The sequence below is a fragment of the Escherichia sp. TW09308 genome (genome assembly GCF_000208565.1).
Taxonomy (GTDB): domain Bacteria; phylum Pseudomonadota; class Gammaproteobacteria; order Enterobacterales; family Enterobacteriaceae; genus Escherichia; species Escherichia marmotae.
Window position 1 is genome coordinate 3,523,048 of the sequence record NZ_AEME01000001.1, and the last position, 19,005, is coordinate 3,542,052.

At 50.5% G+C, this 19,005-nt stretch carries 17 protein-coding genes; 7 read left to right on the plus strand and 10 right to left on the minus strand.

Going from position 1 to position 19,005, the window contains the following annotated elements; all coding sequences use genetic code 11:
* Positions 1-42: 42 nt before the first annotated feature.
* Positions 43-924 carry a DNA-binding transcriptional regulator YeiE gene (gene yieE, locus ESM_RS0116820; protein ID WP_000548304.1) on the minus strand — a complete coding sequence of 294 codons (882 nt, stop codon included), beginning with the start codon at positions 922-924 and terminating at the stop codon, positions 43-45.
* 98 nt (positions 925-1,022) lie between these two features.
* On the opposite strand from yieE, the gene ESM_RS0116825 reads away from it, so the two are divergent.
* The 3 genes from ESM_RS0116825 to ESM_RS0116835 all read left to right on the plus strand — a co-directional run bounded on the left by ESM_RS0116825 (position 1,023) and on the right by ESM_RS0116835 (position 4,094).
* Entirely contained in the window at positions 1,023-2,072 is a 1,050-nt protein-coding gene (locus tag ESM_RS0116825) for a YeiH family protein (protein WP_000182053.1), read from the plus strand.
* 73 nt (positions 2,073-2,145) lie between these two features.
* Positions 2,146-3,003, plus strand: coding sequence for a deoxyribonuclease IV (gene nfo / locus ESM_RS0116830; RefSeq protein ID WP_000873880.1), 858 nt, complete (start codon positions 2,146-2,148; stop codon positions 3,001-3,003).
* Between the two features lie 2 nt (positions 3,004-3,005).
* A complete protein-coding gene (locus ESM_RS0116835) occupies positions 3,006-4,094 on the plus strand; it encodes a sugar kinase (RefSeq protein ID WP_001064961.1) in 1,089 nt (362 codons plus the stop codon).
* A 106-nt stretch (positions 4,095-4,200) separates the two neighbouring features.
* Here the strand turns inward: ESM_RS0116835 and ESM_RS0116840 are convergent, their stop codons facing one another.
* Positions 4,201-5,451, minus strand: a complete 1,251-nt coding sequence (locus ESM_RS0116840; protein ID WP_000382959.1) for a NupC/NupG family nucleoside CNT transporter — start codon at positions 5,449-5,451, stop codon at positions 4,201-4,203.
* 99 nt (positions 5,452-5,550) lie between these two features.
* Complete coding sequence (rihB, locus tag ESM_RS0116845; protein WP_000415437.1) at positions 5,551-6,492, minus strand: ribosylpyrimidine nucleosidase; 942 nt, start codon at positions 6,490-6,492, stop codon at positions 5,551-5,553.
* A 129-nt stretch (positions 6,493-6,621) separates the two neighbouring features.
* Here rihB and ESM_RS0116850 point away from each other — a divergent pair, with 129 nt between their 5' ends.
* On the plus strand, positions 6,622-7,320 hold the full coding sequence (locus ESM_RS0116850) for a transcriptional regulator YeiL (RefSeq protein WP_000658566.1): 699 nt from the start codon (positions 6,622-6,624) through the stop codon (positions 7,318-7,320).
* Between the two features lie 71 nt (positions 7,321-7,391).
* On the opposite strand, the gene ESM_RS0116855 is transcribed toward ESM_RS0116850, so the two are convergent.
* From ESM_RS0116855 to fruB, 6 genes are all read right to left on the minus strand, one after another.
* Positions 7,392-8,564, minus strand: a complete 1,173-nt coding sequence (locus ESM_RS0116855) for a NupC/NupG family nucleoside CNT transporter (protein WP_010379405.1) — start codon at positions 8,562-8,564, stop codon at positions 7,392-7,394.
* Positions 8,565-8,656: 92 nt separating this feature from the next.
* Positions 8,657-9,595 (minus strand): pseudouridine-5'-phosphate glycosidase, encoded by a 939-nt coding sequence (gene psuG / locus ESM_RS0116860; protein ID WP_001292482.1) that lies wholly within the window; start codon positions 9,593-9,595, stop codon positions 8,657-8,659.
* Entirely contained in the window at positions 9,583-10,524 is a 942-nt protein-coding gene (locus tag ESM_RS0116865) for a pseudouridine kinase (RefSeq protein WP_001208187.1), read from the minus strand. Before ESM_RS0116865 ends, psuG begins: the two co-directional genes overlap by 13 nt.
* A 423-nt stretch (positions 10,525-10,947) precedes the next feature.
* Positions 10,948-12,639, minus strand: coding sequence for a PTS fructose transporter subunit IIBC (gene fruA / locus ESM_RS0116870; protein ID WP_000854437.1), 1,692 nt, complete (start codon positions 12,637-12,639; stop codon positions 10,948-10,950).
* A gap of 16 nt (positions 12,640-12,655) precedes the next feature.
* On the minus strand, positions 12,656-13,594 hold the full coding sequence (gene fruK, locus ESM_RS0116875; RefSeq protein ID WP_000091270.1) for a 1-phosphofructokinase: 939 nt from the start codon (positions 13,592-13,594) through the stop codon (positions 12,656-12,658).
* Entirely contained in the window at positions 13,594-14,724 is a 1,131-nt protein-coding gene (gene fruB, locus ESM_RS0116880; RefSeq protein WP_000487268.1) for a fused PTS fructose transporter subunit IIA/HPr protein, read from the minus strand. Before fruB ends, fruK begins: the two co-directional genes overlap by 1 nt.
* A 367-nt stretch (positions 14,725-15,091) precedes the next feature.
* Here fruB and setB point away from each other — a divergent pair, with 367 nt between their 5' ends.
* Complete coding sequence (gene setB, locus ESM_RS0116885; RefSeq protein ID WP_000551958.1) at positions 15,092-16,273, plus strand: sugar efflux transporter SetB; 1,182 nt, start codon at positions 15,092-15,094, stop codon at positions 16,271-16,273.
* Here setB and ESM_RS0116890 read toward each other — a convergent pair.
* Positions 16,270-16,524 (minus strand): YkgJ family cysteine cluster protein, encoded by a 255-nt coding sequence (locus tag ESM_RS0116890; protein WP_010379410.1) that lies wholly within the window; start codon positions 16,522-16,524, stop codon positions 16,270-16,272. The two genes, setB and ESM_RS0116890, sit on opposite strands and share 4 nt — an antisense overlap.
* 154 nt (positions 16,525-16,678) lie before the next feature.
* Between ESM_RS0116890 and yeiP the strand changes: the two genes are divergently transcribed.
* A complete protein-coding gene (yeiP, locus tag ESM_RS0116895) occupies positions 16,679-17,251 on the plus strand; it encodes an elongation factor P-like protein YeiP (RefSeq protein WP_001136827.1) in 573 nt (190 codons plus the stop codon).
* A gap of 221 nt (positions 17,252-17,472) precedes the next feature.
* Positions 17,473-18,939, plus strand: a complete 1,467-nt coding sequence (locus ESM_RS0116905; RefSeq protein WP_010379413.1) for a mannitol dehydrogenase family protein — start codon at positions 17,473-17,475, stop codon at positions 18,937-18,939.
* The last annotated feature ends 66 nt before the right edge of the window (positions 18,940-19,005 follow it).

Genomic DNA, 19,005 nt, shown 5'->3' on the forward strand with positions numbered 1-19,005 from the left:
TCACGAAATCGACACAGCGCCAGCATATTCCTGTACAGCAACTTAACGCGGTAAATTGGCAGGATTGCAGTAGTCCAGAAAGCGCATTAACGCGTTGGAAAGGTGTTTTTGCCGATGATGAATACGCCACAGCGTGCGCATCAGGCGCGGCAGCGGGACAGCAACTTCACGTAAAGAGCCAGCCTGTAATTGCTCTTCAATCACCCGTCGCGACAGGCAGCTAATCCCCAGTCCGTGACGCACCGCATGTTTGATGGCCTCGGAGTTTCCCAACTCCATCGCCATCTCAAACTTCGGCAGATGCGACAGTAACAGGTAGTCGACAATCTCCCGCGTACCAGAACCGCGTTCACGCAGGATCCACGGTGCGGCAGCAAGCTGTTCTAAGGTGACCGGACCATGAGCAAGCGGCGAGGTTGGCGAGGCGAAAACCACCAGTTCGTCTTCCAGCCAGGGTTCAGAAATGATTTCAGTGCTGTGGCACGGCCCTTCAATAAAGCCAATATCAACGCGGAAATCCAGCACCGCCTGCATCACGTCCTGGCTGTTACCAACGCTAAGTTCAATCGGCAACTGCGGGTAATCATGGCGATAACGGGCGATAACAGCGGGTAAAATGTAATTGCCGATGGTGCTACTGGCATAGACACGAATCGCGCCGTTGTCTTCGCGAAACAGTTGTTCAATTTCAACAGCCTGTTCCAGCAGCGCCAGCGCGCGCGGATAAAGCAGCCGTCCGTGTTCATTAACAACCAGTCTTTTCCCCACGCGATCAAACAGTTGCACGCCAAGCTGCCCTTCCAGGTCGGTCAAGGCTGCGCTCACTGCTGATTGCGACAACGCCAGCATCACCGACGCCTGGGTGGTGGATCCACTTTTCAATACTTCTGCAAAAACTTCCAACTGTCGGAGGGTGATGTGCATAGTCGCTTACCACTTATAAAGATTAATTATAAATATATAATCAATTTTATTTTTAAACCAGTTAGACGTAACCTTATGCCCGGTTAAAGGAGAGGGTTATGACGAATATCACCTTACAGAAACAACATCGTACACTGTGGCATTTTATTCCGGGGTTAGCCCTGAGTGCAGTTATCACCGGGGTCGCCCTGTGGGGTGGTTCCATTCCCGCCGTTGCGGGTGCCGGGTTTAGTGCCCTCACCCTCGCAATCTTGTTGGGGATGGTTTTAGGCAACACCATCTATCCGCACATCTGGAAAAGCTGTGACGGTGGCGTGCTGTTTGCCAAGCAATATTTATTACGTCTGGGTATCATTCTTTATGGCTTCCGTCTGACGTTCTCGCAAATTGCCGATGTCGGTATCAGTGGGATCATCATTGACGTGCTGACGCTGTCCAGTACCTTCCTGCTGGCTTGCTTCCTGGGGCAGAAAGTGTTTGGCCTGGATAAGCACACCAGTTGGTTGATTGGTGCCGGTAGCAGTATTTGTGGTGCCGCTGCGGTACTGGCAACTGAGCCGGTAGTGAAAGCGGAAGCCAGTAAAGTAACCGTGGCTGTTGCAACCGTTGTTATCTTCGGGACCGTCGCGATTTTCCTCTACCCGGCGATATATCCGCTGATGTCTCAATGGTTTAGCCCGGAAACTTTCGGTATCTACATTGGTTCTACTGTGCACGAAGTGGCGCAGGTGGTGGCGGCAGGTCATGCCATCAGCCCGGATGCAGAAAACGCAGCAGTTATTTCCAAAATGCTGCGCGTGATGATGCTGGCTCCGTTCCTTATTCTGCTGGCTGCACGTGTTAAACAGCTATCTGGGGCGAACAGCGGCGAGAAAAGCAAAATCACCATTCCGTGGTTTGCCATCTTGTTCATCGTAGTTGCCATCTTTAACTCGTTCCACCTGTTACCGCAGAGCGTGGTGAACATGCTGGTAACGCTGGATACCTTCCTGCTGGCAATGGCGATGGCGGCGCTGGGTCTGACCACTCACGTCAGCGCGCTGAAAAAAGCCGGGGCGAAACCTCTGCTGATGGCACTGGTACTGTTTGCCTGGTTGATTGTTGGTGGTGGTGCAATTAACTATGTGATTCAAAGCGTCATCGCATAAACCACTACATCTTGCTCCTGTTAACCCGCTATGATTACCGTTTTCCTCCAGCGGGTTTAACAGGAGTCCTCGCATGAAATACATTGGAGCGCACGTTAGTGCTGCTGGCGGTCTGGCAAATGCCGCAATTCGCGCCGCCGAAATCGACGCAACCGCGTTTGCCTTGTTCACCAAAAATCAACGTCAGTGGCGTGCTGCACCGCTCACGACGCAAACCATCGATGAATTCAAAGCCGCCTGCGAAAAGTATCACTACACGTCGGCGCAAATTCTTCCCCACGACAGTTATCTGATTAACCTTGGCCATCCGGTCGCAGAAGCCCTGGAAAAGTCGCGCGATGCGTTTATAGATGAAATGCAGCGTTGCGAACAACTGGGTCTCTCTTTGCTCAACTTCCACCCCGGTAGTCACCTGATGCAAATTTCAGAAGAGGATTGCCTGGCGCGCATTGCCGAATCCATCAACATTGCGCTGGATAAAACACAAGGTGTGACGGCGGTGATTGAAAATACTGCCGGTCAGGGCAGCAACTTAGGATTTAAGTTCGAACATCTCGCGGCGATTATCGACGGCGTGGAAGATAAATCCCGCGTCGGCGTTTGCATTGATACCTGCCATGCTTTTGCTGCCGGATATGATTTGCGTACCCCTGCCGAATGCGAGAAAACGTTCGCAGATTTTGCCCGTATTGTCGGCTTTAAGTATCTGCGCGGGATGCACCTCAACGATGCGAAAAGCACCTTTGGTAGCCGCGTCGACCGCCATCACAGTCTTGGTGAAGGCAATATTGGCCATGATGCTTTCCGCTGGATCATGCAGGATGATCGCTTCGACGGTATTCCGCTGATCCTCGAAACCATTAACCCGGATATCTGGGCGGAAGAAATTGCCTGGCTGAAAGCGCAACAAACTGAAAAAGCGGTAGCCTGAAAATGAATAACCGGGAGAAGGAGATCCTTGCAATTTTGCGGCGTAACCCGCTGATCCAGCAGAATGAAATTGCTGATATGCTGCAAATCAGCCGTTCGCGCGTAGCGGCGCATATTATGGATTTAATGCGCAAAGGCCTGATTAAAGGCAAAGGTTACATTCTCACCGAGCAGGAATACTGTGTGGTGGTGGGGACAATCAATATGGATATTCGCGGGATGGCGGATATCCGTTATCCGCAAGCGGCCTCTAATCCCGGTACAATTCATTGCTCGGCTGGCGGCGTCGGGCGCAATATCGCCCACAATCTGGCACTACTGGGCCGTGACGTGCATTTACTCTCGGTGATTGGCGATGACTTTTATGGCGAAATGCTCTTAGAAGAGACGCGCCGTGCCGGAGTGAATGTCTCAGGCTGCGTTCGTTTACACGGTCAAAGTACGTCAACGTATCTCGCGATTGCCAATCAAGACGATGAAACCGTGCTGGCGATAAACGATACCCATCTTCTGGATCAATTGACGCCGCAATTACTGAACGGGTCGCGTGATTTACTTCGCCATGCGGGCGTGGTACTGGCTGATTGTAACCTGACTGCTGAGGCGCTGGAGTGGGTCTTTACCCTTGCCGATGAAATTCCGGTGTTTGTCGATACCGTTTCGGAATTTAAAGCAGGAAAAATCAAACACTGGCTGGCACATATTCACACCCTGAAACCGACTTTGCAGGAACTGGAAATTTTATGGGGACAGGCGATCACCAGCGATGCTGACCGTAATGCCGCAGTGAATGCGTTGCATCAGCAAGGTGTTCAGCAACTGTTTGTTTATTTGCCCGATGAGTCAGTTTATTGCAGCGAAAAGGATGGCGAGCAATTTTTACTGACTGCACCAAAACATACGACGGTAGACAGTTTTGGCGCCGACGATGGTTTTATGGCGGGACTGGTGTATAGCTTTCTGGAAGGAAGCAGTTTTCGCGATAGCGCCCGTTTTGCGATGGCCTGCGCGGCAATTTCGCGCGCCAGCGGCAACATAAACAACCCTACTCTGTCTGCCGATAACGCGCTTTCATTAGTGCCAATGGTGTAACAATGTTGCCGGATGCGACGCTTGACGCGTCTTATCCGGCCTACAAATCAGGCAATTTCAGCAAGTAAATGTAGGCCTGATAAGCTTGCGCATCAGGCAATGACACTCAAGCGAAACCAATAAAGAACCCGGCAATGGTCGCACTCATCAGGTTGGAGAGCGTCGCCGCCGCCAGCGCCCGTAAACCAAGTTGGGCGATTTCCGGCGCACGGTGCGGCGCAACCGCAGAAAATGCGCCAACCACCACGCCGATAGAACCAAAGTTAGCGAAACCGCACAGCGCAAAAGAAATAATCGCTACGGTTTTAGCATCCAGAGTGCCTGCGGTTTGCAAATACGGTGAGAAACTCAGGTAAGCGACAAATTCGTTAATCGCCAGTTTCTGCCCAATCAAACTTCCCGCAAGGTTGGCATCACTCCAGTCAACCCCCATCACCCACGCCAGCGGAGCCAGCAGGTAACCTAAAATGGACTCCAGCGAGGCATTTTCAAAACCAAACCAACCGCTAACACCGCCGATAATACCGTTAATCAACGCAATGATGGCGACAAATGCCATCACCACAGTCGCTACACCTGCGGCGATTTTCAGCCCGGTCATTGCCCCTGTAGCAGCGGCTTCAATAATGCTTTTTGGCGGTGTTTCGGTGAAAGAGAGGTTATTAAAGGAAACTTGCGAAGATTCCGTAGCCGGGCTTAACAAGCGAGCAAACAAGATCCCGCCGGGGATCGCCATTAACGATGCCGCCAGCAGATATTCCACTGGCACGCCCAGTGCAGCGTACCCAATCATCGTCGAACCGGCAATTGAGGCCATGCCACTACAAATCGCCGTAAATAATTCATTGCGATTCAGACGATCAATAAATGGCTTCACGATCGCCGGAATTTCGTTTTGCCCGAGGAAAATGGTGGTGACAGCAACAAATGACTCAATCTTGCTGATATGTAAAGCTTTCTGGAATATACCGCCAAGAATACGAATTAAGATCCCCATCACGCCAATGTAGTAAAGAATACTCACCAGTGCAGTAACGAAGATAATTGCCGGTAATACCCTGAAACCAAAGATAAATCCTGCGCCATCAAACAGGGTGTCCATTTTCGGCCCAACCAGAGAACCGAAGATGAAGGCACTACCCGCATCGCTGTACGCCATCACTTTATGGACACCAAAAGCGACCTTTTCTGCAACCCAACGTCCAGGCGGAAGCCAAAGCATAATACCGCCAATCACGACCTGTAATACCAGCGCCGCGCCGACGGTTCTCAGGCTGATCTTCTTCTTATTCACCGACAGCAAAAACGCAATCGTCAGCAATACCACCATTCCCAGAACACTTCTCATGACATCCATAGTTATTATCTCTTCATGTCATTTTGGGCGACGGCTTTCTGCCCATTATAAATAGCCGGGCTTGCACCTTGCGATACAGGCCCGACTTGCTATCAACACTTAATGGGTTTTGATGTAGCCGCGAACGCATTCTTCGACTAATCCCCAGAACCAGTCGGTATCAATTGTGATGCCGACTTTGGTATTAGCGGGCTTGCCGAGAACACCCAGTTCGTCGCAGACGGTACGCCCGTAACAAGGGCCGCTGTTGACGTCTACTTCGACATACATTTCCTGGGTTTTAATGCCATCAGGGTTAATCAGATAGCCAATGCAGGTGGCGTCATGCACCGGGCCACCAGCCAGACCATAATTTTCGAACTGAGTTTTGAGGGTGAAATTCATGATGTCACTGAACAGTTCACCGGCAGGGCCACCTGCCCTTTCCATCCGCGCAATCACATCCGGGGTGCAAACAGTCTGGTTAGTGAGATCGAGGCCCATCATCACCAACGGAACGCCGGAGGTGAACACTACGCGTGCGGCTTCCGGATCAGCAAAGATGTTGAACTCGGCAGACGGCGTAAAGTTACCTGTACCGTAAGCGCCGCCCATTAGCACAATTTCACGGATTTTCGGCAGAATTGCAGGCTGCATCCGCATTGCCACCGCGATGTTTGAAAGTGGACCAACCGGCACCAGAGTGATATCGCCATCGCTTGCCATCAGGGTATCGATGATGTATTTCACCGCATGGGTGCTTTCAGCTTTACGGGTCAGCGGCTCGAATACCGGGCCATCCAGTCCGGTTTCACCGTGAATATTATCGGCAACGATTTGTTTGCGCATAATCGGCTGCGGCATCCCCGCATAAACCGGAACATTAATCTCCAGTTTCTGACAAACATTCAGACCATTAATTAATGTCTTATTGAGGGTTTGATTACCGGCCACAATGGTAATACCTAATAAATCAATCGCCGGATGTTTCGCTGCCATCATTATTGCAATAGCGTCATCATGACCCGGATCACAATCCAGGATAATTTTTCTTTTTTCCATTGTTTATTCCCTCTGTTTCAAGTTGCGTTATTTTTTCTACAGCAAAGAAAATTCAATCGGGCCGATAATTGAATCTTAACAACAGCGTACGTATGCTAAATATGAGAAATCTCATAGCGGGTAAACATCGTGAAAGAAATCCACAATAATGATCTTAAGCAGCAATTAATTGACGAATCCGCATTTAAGGTGTGCTTTGCAACGGATGTTTCAGTGGACACTCGGCTGTTTCATTTTTTAGCGCGTGACTACATTGTGCAGGAAGGACAACAGCCGTCATGGCTGTTTTACCTGACGCGAGGCCGCGCCAGACTCTACGCCACGCTTGCTAATGGTCGGGTGTCGCTGATCGATTTCTTTGCCGCACCCTGTTTTATTGGCGAGATTGAGTTAATCGATAAAGACCATAAACCGCGCGCGGTGCAGGCTATTGAAGAGTGTTGGTGTATTGCGCTTCCCATGAAAAATTACCGTCCGCTGTTATTAAACGACACACTATTTTTACGAAAACTCTGCGTCACCTTAAGCCATAAAAATTATCGCAATATTGTTTCCTTAACTCAGAATCAATCATTTCCGTTAGTGAATCGCCTGGCCGCATTTATATTACTCTCGCAGGAAGGTGATCTTTATCACGAAAAGCATACCCAGGCGGCAGAGTATCTGGGTGTTTCTTATCGACACCTGTTATATGTTCTCGCACAATTCATTCACGATGGTTTATTAATTAAAAATAAGAAAGGATATTTAATTAAAAACAGAAAGCAGTTGTTAGAGCTGGCGCGGGAGATGGACCCGGAGAATAAACTCTCCGGGATGATGCAGTAAAAATTATTTGAATGCTGCGCGATTGCCGGATGCGACGCTTGATGCGTATTATCCGGCCTACGAATCGAGCATTACGCCAGACCAATAAAGAACCCGGCAATTGTCGCACTCATCAGGTTGGAGAGCGTCGCGGCTGCCAGCGCCCGTAAACCAAGCTGAGCGATTTCGGGCGCACGTTTTGGCGAAATAGCCGAGAACGCCCCAACGACAACACCGATAGAGCCGAAGTTAGCAAAACCACAAAGCGCAAAGGAGATAATCGCCAGTTTCTGCCCAATCAAACTCCCCGCAAGGTTGGCATCACTCCAGTCACCCCCCATGATCCACGCCAGCGGTGCCAGCACATAGCCAAAAATACTTTCCAGAGAGGCATTGGCAAAACCAAACCAGCCGCCAATACCGCCGATAATGCCATTGATCAGCGCAATAATTGCGACAAATGCCATTACTACCGTCGCCACACCTGCGGCGATTTTCAACCCGGTCATCGCACCGTTCGCCGCCGCTTCGATAAAGCTTTTTGGCGGCGTCTCGCTGAATGACAGGTTTTCAAATGTCACCTGCGAAGATTCCGTCGCCGGGCTAAGAATACGCGCAAACAAGATCCCGCCAGGGATAGCCATCAGCGATGCTGCTAACAGATAGTCAATCGGCACGCCCATTCCGGCATAACCAATCATCATCGAACCGGCAATAGATGCCATGCCGCTACAAATTGCGGTAAACAACTCGTTGCGATTCATGCGATCAATAAACGGTTTAACGATCGCCGGGATCTCATTTTGCCCGAGGAAAATAGTGGTAACCGCAACAAATGATTCGATTTTGCTGATGTTGAGGGCTTTCTGAAAAATACTACCAAGAATACGGATCAGCAGTCCCATCACACCAATGTAGTACAGCAAACTGATGAGTGCGGTAACGAAAATAATCGCCGGAAGTACGCGAAAGGCGAAAATAAAGCCTGCGCCATCAAACAGGACATCCATTTTCGGCCCCACCAGCGAGCCAAAAATGAAGGCGCTGCCGGCGTCACTGTAGGACATGACTTTATGTACGCCTAACGCCGCCTGCTCTACCGCCCATTTTCCCGGCGGAAAATAGAGCATAACGCCGCCAATGGCGATTTGCAGCAGCAGCGCGGCACCTACGGTGCGTAAACTGATGCTTTTTTTATTCACTGACAACAAAAACGCGATTGCCAGCAATACCACCATCCCCACAACACTTCTCATTATATCCATAATGATTTCCCTTCATGCCAGTAAACCCGGCGTCAACGCCAGGTTTCGGTATGTATGATAAGTACGGGCGACGGCTTTCTGCCCGTCAGAAATTAACCCACGAGACGTTGATATTCTTTGGCAATTTCGCTCGCCAGAATGGCATTGTTAAACACCAACTGGATGTTAGATTTCAGGCTATCGCCGCCGGTCAGTTCAGCAACTCGCGCCAGCAGGAACGGCGTACTCTCTTTACCGATTACACCTTGCTCTTCAGCTTCGGCAACGGCCTGATCAATTGCAGCGTTAATACTTTCTTCCGGCATCGCAAACTGTTCCGGGATCGGGTTCGCCACCACCAGGCTACCGTTCAGACCACTTTGCCATTTCACCGCCATCGCACGGGCAATTTCGCTGGCGCTATCGAGACGGATGCTGACCTCAAACGGACTGGTGCGGCAGAAAAATGCCGGTAATGCTTTGGTCTGATAACCAATTAACGGCACACCGAAGGTTTCTAAATATTCGGTGGTTAAACCTAAATCGAGAATAGATTTCGCTCCGGCACAAACCACGGTAACATTGGTATGCGCCAATTCCTGTAAATCGGCAGAAATATCGAATGTCTGTTCCGCGCCACGATGTACCCCACCAATACCGCCGGTGGCAAATACCTTAATTCCGGCAAGCGCCGCAATAATCATGGTTGAAGCAACAGTAGTAGCGCCATTTTTTCCGGCCGCAACAACAAAAGGTAAATCGCGACGGCTAACTTTGGTTACGTTATGTCCTTCACGCCCCAGTAATTCAATTTCTTCTTTGCTTAAGCCTACTTTCATCACACCGCCAATAATAGCGATAGTGGCTGGTACGGCTCCCTGTTGACGAATAGTTTCTTCTACTTCAATTGCAGTCTGGGCATTTTGTGGAAACGGCATACCGTGAGAAATAATGGTCGACTCCAGCGCCACAACCGGTTTTTTGTTTTTTAAAGCATCCTGCACTTCCGGGGAAATCTGTAATAACTCCGGGGAAATTTTTAATTCAGACATTCTGCGTTCTCCACTAACGATATAACGTTGGCAATCGATAAATCAGGGTTATTGGTGTATTCACAGGAGAGCGCCATTGACGAACAACCCTGTGCAAAACGAACGGATTCGGCAAACGGCATCCCGTCTACCCAGCACGAAGCAAGTCCCGCCATCATGGCATCGCCCGCTCCGGTAACATTGACGACATTGGTTTTAATCGGCGCAGACCAGCCGCTTTCACCGCGGATATCGCTGTAATAAACACCGTCACCGCCCATGCTCAGAACCAGTCGGTTCAGGCCATTTTGATGGAACCAGGCGGCAACTTTCGCCACATCTTCACGCCCCGAAAGGGCAATACCGCTCAGGGTTTCCGCTTCCAGACGGTTTGGCTTCAGTGTATGGATCTGCTTTAACCGTTCGCGTACTTTGACGCATTTCCATGCTGAAACAGGATCGACAAATACAGGTGCGTCGGCGGCGTTATCCAGGAGCCAGATCAGCGCCTCTTCACTGATATTACAGTCTGCGACAATGACCTTTGCCCCTTGAATAAAATCACGGTGCTGTGAGAGGAACTCCGCTGAAATACAGTTGCTAATATTCATATCATTTATAGCAACCAGCATTTCGCCGGTATTATCGAGTAGAGATAAATAACTTGAGGTATTTTCCCCTGGCACAATAAGGCATTTATCGACATAAACACCGGACTGATTAGTTTGTGTCAGGAGCGATTGACCATAAAAATCACTTCCTACGGCGCTCAGTAGCCAGGATTTTTTCCCCAGCAACGCCAGGTTTTGTGAAATATTGCGCCCTACGCCACCGGGGGTAAATTTTATTTTCCCAGGATTTGAATCCGCATAATTTAATGATCCATGTGAATATCCGGCGACATCAATATTAGCCGAACCTATAATTACGACATATTCCTTTTCGCGCATAGCACGTCCTCTGGTAAAAAATTACCAACCCTGTCAATCCACAAGAATATAGGTACTGCAAAGACCGTTTAAACATATGTTCATATTTAAACATGTGCTCATAGTATGCTTGTTTTACTTAAAGTAAATTACTGCCAGAGGGGCAAAATGAGCAGATTTGAGCAGGCTCACAAAACTCTATTATTGGCGGTTTTAGAAAAAGCGAAGAAATTGTGAAGTAATGCACAGAACTGAAACAATAAAAAAGGGCAGAAATTAATCTGCCCTTGAGAAAATGACGTTGCTGTTTGATGAGAGGTTCAGGTTTCTATTTGAAGTAAAAACCATTTAAATTCATAGAATTAATTTCAAACACTTTTCACTTATCTTGCGGTCATCAACGGATACAGGGCAGAAAATTCCTGCCCTGCAGTTCACGTTTTATTATGCTGTTTTCGCTACAGCGTCCACTTCCGGACGTTTCAGGAAAGCATAGGCCAAACCTGCCACCAGCGTACCGGCAATGATTGCCACCAGGTATCCCAGAACCGGCGTAATTGCGCCAGGGATCAGCAGAACAAACAGACCACCGTGCGGTGCCATCAGTTTCGCACCAATCGCCATAGAGATTGCACCAGTCAGCGCCCCACCAACGATACAGCACGGCAGTACTCGCATCGGATCGCGGGCGGCAAACGGAATTGCACCTTCAGAAATAAAGCACAGTCCCAGAACCAGAGCCGCTTTACCGCCTTCCTGCTGCGCTTTGTCGAATTTGCGACGTGCCACCATCGTAGCCAGCCCCATTGCCAGCGGTGGCACCATACCTGCCGCCATAATCGCCGCCATCGGGCCATAGGTTTGAGTACTCAGCAGACCCACACCAAACGCGTACGCCGCTTTGTTTACCGGACCGCCCATGTCAGTACACATCATTCCACCGAGGATCGCCCCCAGCAGAACCGCATTCGCAGTCCCCATAGTTTGCAGCCAGTGGGTCAGGCCTTCGAGGATGCCAGCAACCGGTTTACCGATCAGGTAGATCATCGCCAGACCCACCACCAGACTGGAAACTAGCGGAATGATCAGAATCGGTTTTAGCGCCTCCATACTCTGTGGCAGTTTCAGTTGCGTACTGATTAACTTCGCAATGTAACCGGCCAGGAAACCCGCAATAATACCGCCAATGAAGCCAGAACCGGTGCTGACCGCCAGCATACCGCCAATCAGACCCGGAGTAAGCCCCGGACGATCGGCAATAGAGAAGGCAATATAACCCGCCAGTACCGGAACCATCAGCGCAAAAGCTGAACCGCCGCCAATCTGCATCAGCGCCGCAGCAAGCGTCCCTTGCTCTTTAAATGCTTCAATACCAAAAGCAAAAGAAAGCGCGATACACAGACCGCCAGCAACCACCATCGGCAACATGTAAGAAACGCCCGTCAACAGGTGACGATACGCGCCTGCACTCTCTTTCTTAGCTTCAGAGCTTGCCGTTTGGGCTTTACCTGCTGGCTCATAAGGCGCCGCTTCAGCAACCGCTTTATCCAGCTCCTGCGCCGTTTTCTTCAGCGCCAGTCCGGTAGAAGTGCGGTACATGGGTTTACCGGCAAATTTTGCCAGATCGACTTCAATGTCTGCCGCCACAATCACCAAATCCGCTGCCGCCACTTCTTCAGGCGTGATGGCATTCCCCGCACCAACAGAGCCACGGGTTTCAACTTTCACCCACCAACCGCGTTTTTTCGCTTCAGTTTCAATGGCTTCAGCCGCCATAAAGGTGTGTGCCACGCCGGTTGGGCAAGCAGTAACCGCAACCACGCGTTTCGGGCCGCTGGCTGCAACCGGTGCTGTAGCAGCTACCGGCGCAGTGTAAGGTTTCGCATGGCCTTTGGCTTCGCTCAGGAACAGCTCCGGATGCGCGACGGCCCGGGAAATATCGCCCAGCCAGACATTTTTACCGTTCAGCGCGCTATCGTTCGGGATGGAATCACCAAGAACAATCGCCATTTCAGCGTCGTTAGGATTATCGATGATTTCCAGTTTTGCTTTTCGCGCCGCCGCGCCCAGCAGGGTCTTCGCCATATAGGCGCGTGCCTGACCGAGATTAGCGTCAATAATCAGCAGCGTTTTCATTATGCCTCTCCTGCTGTCAGTTAAAAGGTTGTAAGTCGACGCGCGCCATCATTGCGGCCAACTGCGGACGATCGGTAATACCTACATTACTTTGACTTACCGCCAGGGCTGCAACAGCCGTCGCCAGACGCAGTGTGTGTTCACTGGATTCACGCATTAGCAAGCCATAAATCAGGCCACCAACCATAGAATCCCCTGCGCCAACGGTGCTTACGACATCGACTGACGGTGGTTTGGCGATCCATTCGCCGGAGGCATTAACCCAAAGCGCGCCTTCGGCACCCAGTGAAATTACAACATGCGCGATACCTTGTTCACGTAGCGCATGTGCAGCTTCAATGACATCTTTCATTTCAGGCAGTTTACGACCCGCCCAGATTTCCAGCTCACGGCGGTTAGGTTTCACCAGCCATGGTGCCGCTTTCAAACCAGCCACTAACGCTTCACGGCTACTATCAAAGATAATGCAAGGACACTGACTACGCAGGCGAGTCATCCAGTCGGTGAATGCTTCCGGGCTGACACCTGACGGTAAACTACCGCTGACACAGACCATATCGAACTGACCAAGCCAGCTTAAAGAATCCGTCACAAAGCGTTCCCAGTCGGCTGGAGTAACTTCGAAACCAGAGAAGTTGAGATCGGTGACTTCACCGTCTTTTTCTGTCAGCTTGACGTTAATGCGGGTACGCCCCTGGACAACCTGGAAACGGTTGGCAATGCCCAGCTCGCTGAACAGTTGCTGAAAACCGTCCTGATTGTCTTTGCCGAGGAAGCCGCCAACGGTGACATCAATCCCCAGGTCTTTTAAAACTTTGGCCACGTTGATGCCTTTACCCGCTGCATGCAGACCGGTGGTTTTCACCAGGTTCACTTCGCCGCGTTCAATTTCCGGGCAGAAACCGACAAGGTCATAAGCCGGATTGAGGGTGATCGTAGCAACACGTCTGCTCATTACGCGCCCTCCCCAAGACCGGCGGCGATGGCGTCGCCAATGGCTTTCAGCGCCTGTTCAGCATCTGCTCCCTGGGCGGTAAAGCGTAGGCGATGACCTTTCTTAACGCCAAGTGCTACAACTTTCATTAGACTACGTCCATTTGCCGGTTTGCCGGTGCCATCAAGGTTTGTCACGGTAATATCACTGTTAAATTGTTTAATGGTATTGACCAGCATGGTGCCTGGGCGGGCATGCAGGCCGTGTTCATTGCGCACCACAAACTCCGCGCTTAACACGTCGTCGGTCGGCACATCATCGCTGGTCAGCAGCGCCAGCAACGTTGCTGCATCAGCTTTCAACAGACGTTCAGCCTTATTGTCGATCAGCAGGTCGCTCAGACGCTTAAGTACCGCGACTGGCTGATCGTCATTCATCGCCACACTCACCAGCATGGCTGCCGTTTCGCCTTCAACATCAAAAGCATTTGCCGCACGGCTTACCGCAATGGCGCTGCGCAGGTTGCCTTCGGCACTATCGTTCAGCCAGATCCCCTGCCCGAGGTTCAACGGCTGTTCATTGATGGCTTTGGTAACAAAAGCGGTATCAACCGCGCCCGCTTCTTTCAGACGAGCAGCATTCAGCGCCTGAAGAGTCAGCAAATCGCTGGCGACGATATCCAGCGTCAGCATTTCGTTATCAAGCTTCAACTGTTCACTCTGCTTTTCGCCCATCAGCAGTGCGCGCAGTTCTTCTGCAGTGGTGGCTGATTTCAGTTGTTCAGCAACGGAATCATCGCTCAGGACGTGCGTCAGTTGACGCAACAGCCCCAGATGTTCATCCGAGCTGGCGGCAATACCGATAGCAACATACGCCACCTGACCTTCACCCCATGTCACGCCTTCCGGGAACTGAAACACCTGAACGCCGGTTTTCAGTACCTGATCGCGGGTGTCGGTGGTGCCGTGTGGAATAGCAATACCATTGCCGAGGAACGTTGAGGTTTGCTGTTCGCGCGCCAGCATGCCATTGACGTAGCCTTCAGCGACATTACCGGCCTGCACCAGCGCCGCAGCGACCTGGCGAATCGCCTCTTCTTTGTCTCCGGCCTTTTCGCCCGGATGGATGTCCTGTACGGATAACTGGAACATAGTTCTCCTCTCTTGCTGAATTGAAACGATTCAGCTTCTATGAGAAAAAAAGCGCTAACCTGGCTTAGGGTTAAAGACAAGATCGCGCTGAAACGTTTCAAGAAAGCATAATACTTCTGTTTCAGCACGCAAGGGATGGCGCTAAATTATGTACAAAAGTTTGATGTGCTGCACATTTTTTTGCCGATAATCTGAATCGCTGATGGCGAAATTTGTTATCAACATGATCATTTCAGCAGCGTCAGCAAAGGTTCAACAAGAGTGAAATAGCATTTTGATTATTCATGGCGAGTTTGATTTCACTGACTGTTTATTTTCTGACAAGCGGCGTAAACTCCGCGTCTTCATCTTTCAGTGATCGACCAGCATGCATAACTCCCCCGCAGTCTCCAGCGCGAAATCGTTTGACCTGACATCAACGGCATTCTTAATTGTTGCCTTTCTCACCGGCATTGCAGGCGCTCTGCAAACCCCAACGCTCAGTATTTTCCTTACCGATGAGGTACACGCCCGCCCGGCAATGGTGGGATTCTTCTTTACTGGCAGCGCCGTCATCGGAATTCTGGTCAGCCAGTTTCTCGCCGGGCGCTCCGATAAGCGCGGCGATCGTAAATCACTGATTGTCTTTTGCTGCCTGTTAGGCGTGCTGGCCTGCACCCTTTTCGCCTGGAATCGCAACTACTTCATCCTGTTGTTTGTCGGCGTTTTTCTTAGCAGCTTTGGCTCTACCGCCAACCCGCAGATGTTTGCTCTTGCCCGTGAACATGCCGATAAAACCGGGCGTGAAGCAGTGATGTTCAGCTCTTTTTTGCGCGCCCAGGTTTCACTGGCATGGGTCATCGGCCCGCCGCTGGCTTATGCCTTAGCGATGGGTTTCAGCTTTACGGTGATGTATCTCAGCGCGGCGGTAGCGTTTATTGTTTGCGGCGTGATGGTGTGGCTGTTTTTACCGTCGATGCAAAAAGAGGTTCCGCTGGCGACCGGCACGGTTGAAGCACCGCGGCGTAACCGTCGCGATACGCTATTGCTGTTTGTCATTTGTACGTTGATGTGGGGTTCAAATAGCCTGTACATCATCAACATGCCGCTATTTATTATTAACGAACTACATCTTCCAGAAAAACTGGCGGGTGTGATGATGGGGACCGCCGCCGGGCTGGAAATCCCGACGATGTTAATTGCCGGTTATTTTGCCAAACGTCTGGGTAAGCGGTTCTTGATGCGCGTAGCAGCCGTGGGTGGCATCTGTTTTTACGCAGGTATGCTGATGGCACATTCACCTGTCATTCTGTTGGGCTTACAGATGCTGAATGCTATTTTTATCGGTATTCTTGGCGGTATTGGGATGCTCTATTTTCAGGATCTGATGCCCGGCCAGGCGGGTTCAGCAACCACGCTCTATACCAATACATCACGTGTGGGCTGGATTATCGCCGGTTCAGTAGCCGGAATAGTCGCAGAGATCTGGAATTATCATGCAGTGTTCTGGTTTGCGATGGTGATGATTATCGCCACCCTGTTCTGCTTACTGCGGATTAAAGATGTTTAAGGCGCGGTCAGTATTTCCAGATCGATAAGCCAGGTCATTGCCTGCTGACGCGTGTTGCCGCACATTTCTGCACTGGCTTGTAAGCCTGCGCAGACTCTCGGGCGCAGTGGCGAGGTAAAAATTTTACAGCGTTGCTGTTCATCGAGCTGAATGCAGGGTGTATTGGCAGGCTTGCCATCTGGCATACCCGGAATAGGGCTGGAGATTGAGGGGGCGGTACAACACGCCCCGCAACCCGGACGGCATTCCATACATTGTTCTCTTCAGGTTAACCACCGGATTGATGAGCGCGCACAGTACCACCTTTTTTGCACCAGCAAAAGTGCGAATACCTCTTGCCTGAAATGGCCGTCGCGAGTAGTTTGTCGCGATATTTTTGACATTTTCGACTACAGGAATTTTTCGATGCCAAGAGCGAACGAAATTAAAAAAGGTATGGTTCTGAATTACAACGGCAAATTGCTGCTGGTTAAGGATATTGATATTCAGTCCCCCACTGCCCGCGGTGCCGCTACGCTGTACAAAATGCGCTTTTCTGATGTCCGTACCGGGCTGAAAGTAGAAGAGCGTTTCAAAGGTGATGATATCGTTGACACCGTGACGCTGACCCGCCGCTATGTTGACTTCTCCTACGTTGATGGCAACGAATATGTCTTTATGGATAAAGAAGACTATACGCCGTATACCTTCACGAAAGATCAGATTGAAGAAGAACTGCTGTTTATGCCGGAAGGCGGTATGCCTGACATGCAGGTTTTGACCTGGGACGGCCAACTGCTGGCACTTGAACTGCCGCAGACCGTTGATCTGGAAATCGTTGAAACCGCACCAGGCATTAAAGGTGCTTCTGCCAGCGCACGTAACAAACCGGCAACATTAAGCACCGGTCTGGTGATTCAGGTGCCAGAATACTTAAGCCCGGGCGAAAAAATCCGTATCCATATCGAAGAACGCCGTTACATGGGGCGTGCTGACTAACTTCAGCCACATTCAAAAAGGGACTGCTCAGGCTGTCCCTTTTTGAATTTATTATACCAATCTGCTATTTTGTGCTTACTGAACGCCTTCCGCCCGTAAAATTTACTCGTTGATTGATCGCCCTCACACTTCATTGCATTAACAATCCAGACCAATTTCAATTGCTGTCATATAACTTTACACTGCCATTGTTAATTAATCGTTACTGAGACGTGACCTCTATGAATACTATTGCCTCCGTTACGCTCCCCCATCACGTACACACTCCATGCTACGATCGCCAGCAATTGAAATCCCGTATCGTTCATTTTGGCTTTGGAGCCTTTCACCGCGCACATCAGGCATTATTAACCGATCGTGTGCTGAATGCGCAGGGTGGCGACTGGGGAATTTGTGAAATCAGCCTGTTCAGCGGTGAGCAATTGATGAGCCAGCTTCGCGCACAAGACCATTTATACACTGTGTTAGAGAAAGGTGCAGACGGCAATCAGGCGATTATTGTCGGTGCCGTTCACGAATGCCTGAATGCAAAACTGGATTCATTAGCAGCGATTATTGAGAAATTTTGCGAACCGCAGGTGGCGATAGTTTCCCTGACGATTACCGAAAAGGGGTATTGCATCGACCCGGCCACCGGCACGCTCGACACCAGCAATTCGCGCATTATTCACGATCTACAAACGCCGGAAGAACCTCATTCCGCACCAGGCATTCTTGTCGAAGCACTGAAACGCCGCCGTGAACGCGGCCTTGCGCCATTTACCGTGCTCTCCTGCGACAATATTCCCGACAATGGCCATGTGGTGAAAAATGCGGTGTTGGGAATGGCAGAAAAACGCTCACCAGAACTCACCGAATGGATAAAAGAACACGTCAGCTTTCCGGGAACGATGGTTGATCGCATTGTTCCGGCAGCAACCGACGAATCGCTGGCGGAAATTAGCCAGCATCTGGCCGTGAATGATCCCTGTGCGATTAGCTGCGAACCGTTTATCCAGTGGGTAGTGGAAGATCACTTCGTTGCAGGACGTCCAGCCTGGGAAGTCGCAGGTGTACAACTGGTGGATGATGTTTTGCCCTGGGAGGAGATGAAACTGCGCATGCTTAATGGCAGCCACTCTTTTCTCGCTTATCTGGGTTATCTCGCAGGGTTTGCCCATATCAGTGATTGCATGCATGACCGCGCATTTCGCCATGCCGCCAGAACGTTAATGCTGGATGAGCAAGCGCCGACGCTACGGATTAAAAATGTCGATTTGACGCAATATGCGGATAAGTTAATTGAACGTTTTGCCAATCCCGCACTGAAACATAAAACCTGGCAAATCGCGATGGATGGCAGTCAGAAATTACCGCAACGCATGCTGGCGAGCATTCGCATTCATCTGGCGCGCGAAACAAACTGGCCGTTACTGGCGTTAGGAGTCGCAGGCTGGATGCGCTATGTGAGCGGCGTTGATGATGCCGGAAATGCCATTGATGTTCGCGATCCGCTCAGCGATAAAATTCGCGATCTGGTTGCGGAAAGTAGCAGTGAACAACGCGTTAGCGCCCTGCTTTCTCTGCGTGAAGTTTTCGGTGATGACCTGCCCAATAACCCGCATTTTGTGCAGACAATCAAAAATGCCTGGCAACAAATAGCGCAGTTTGGAGCGCATCAGGCACTGTTAAATACCCTCAAAATTTAACGATTTCTGCGGTTAAGGTGGACGGAGGCATGCTTCGTCCGCTCCTTCTCTTCTCTTTTCCAGCTT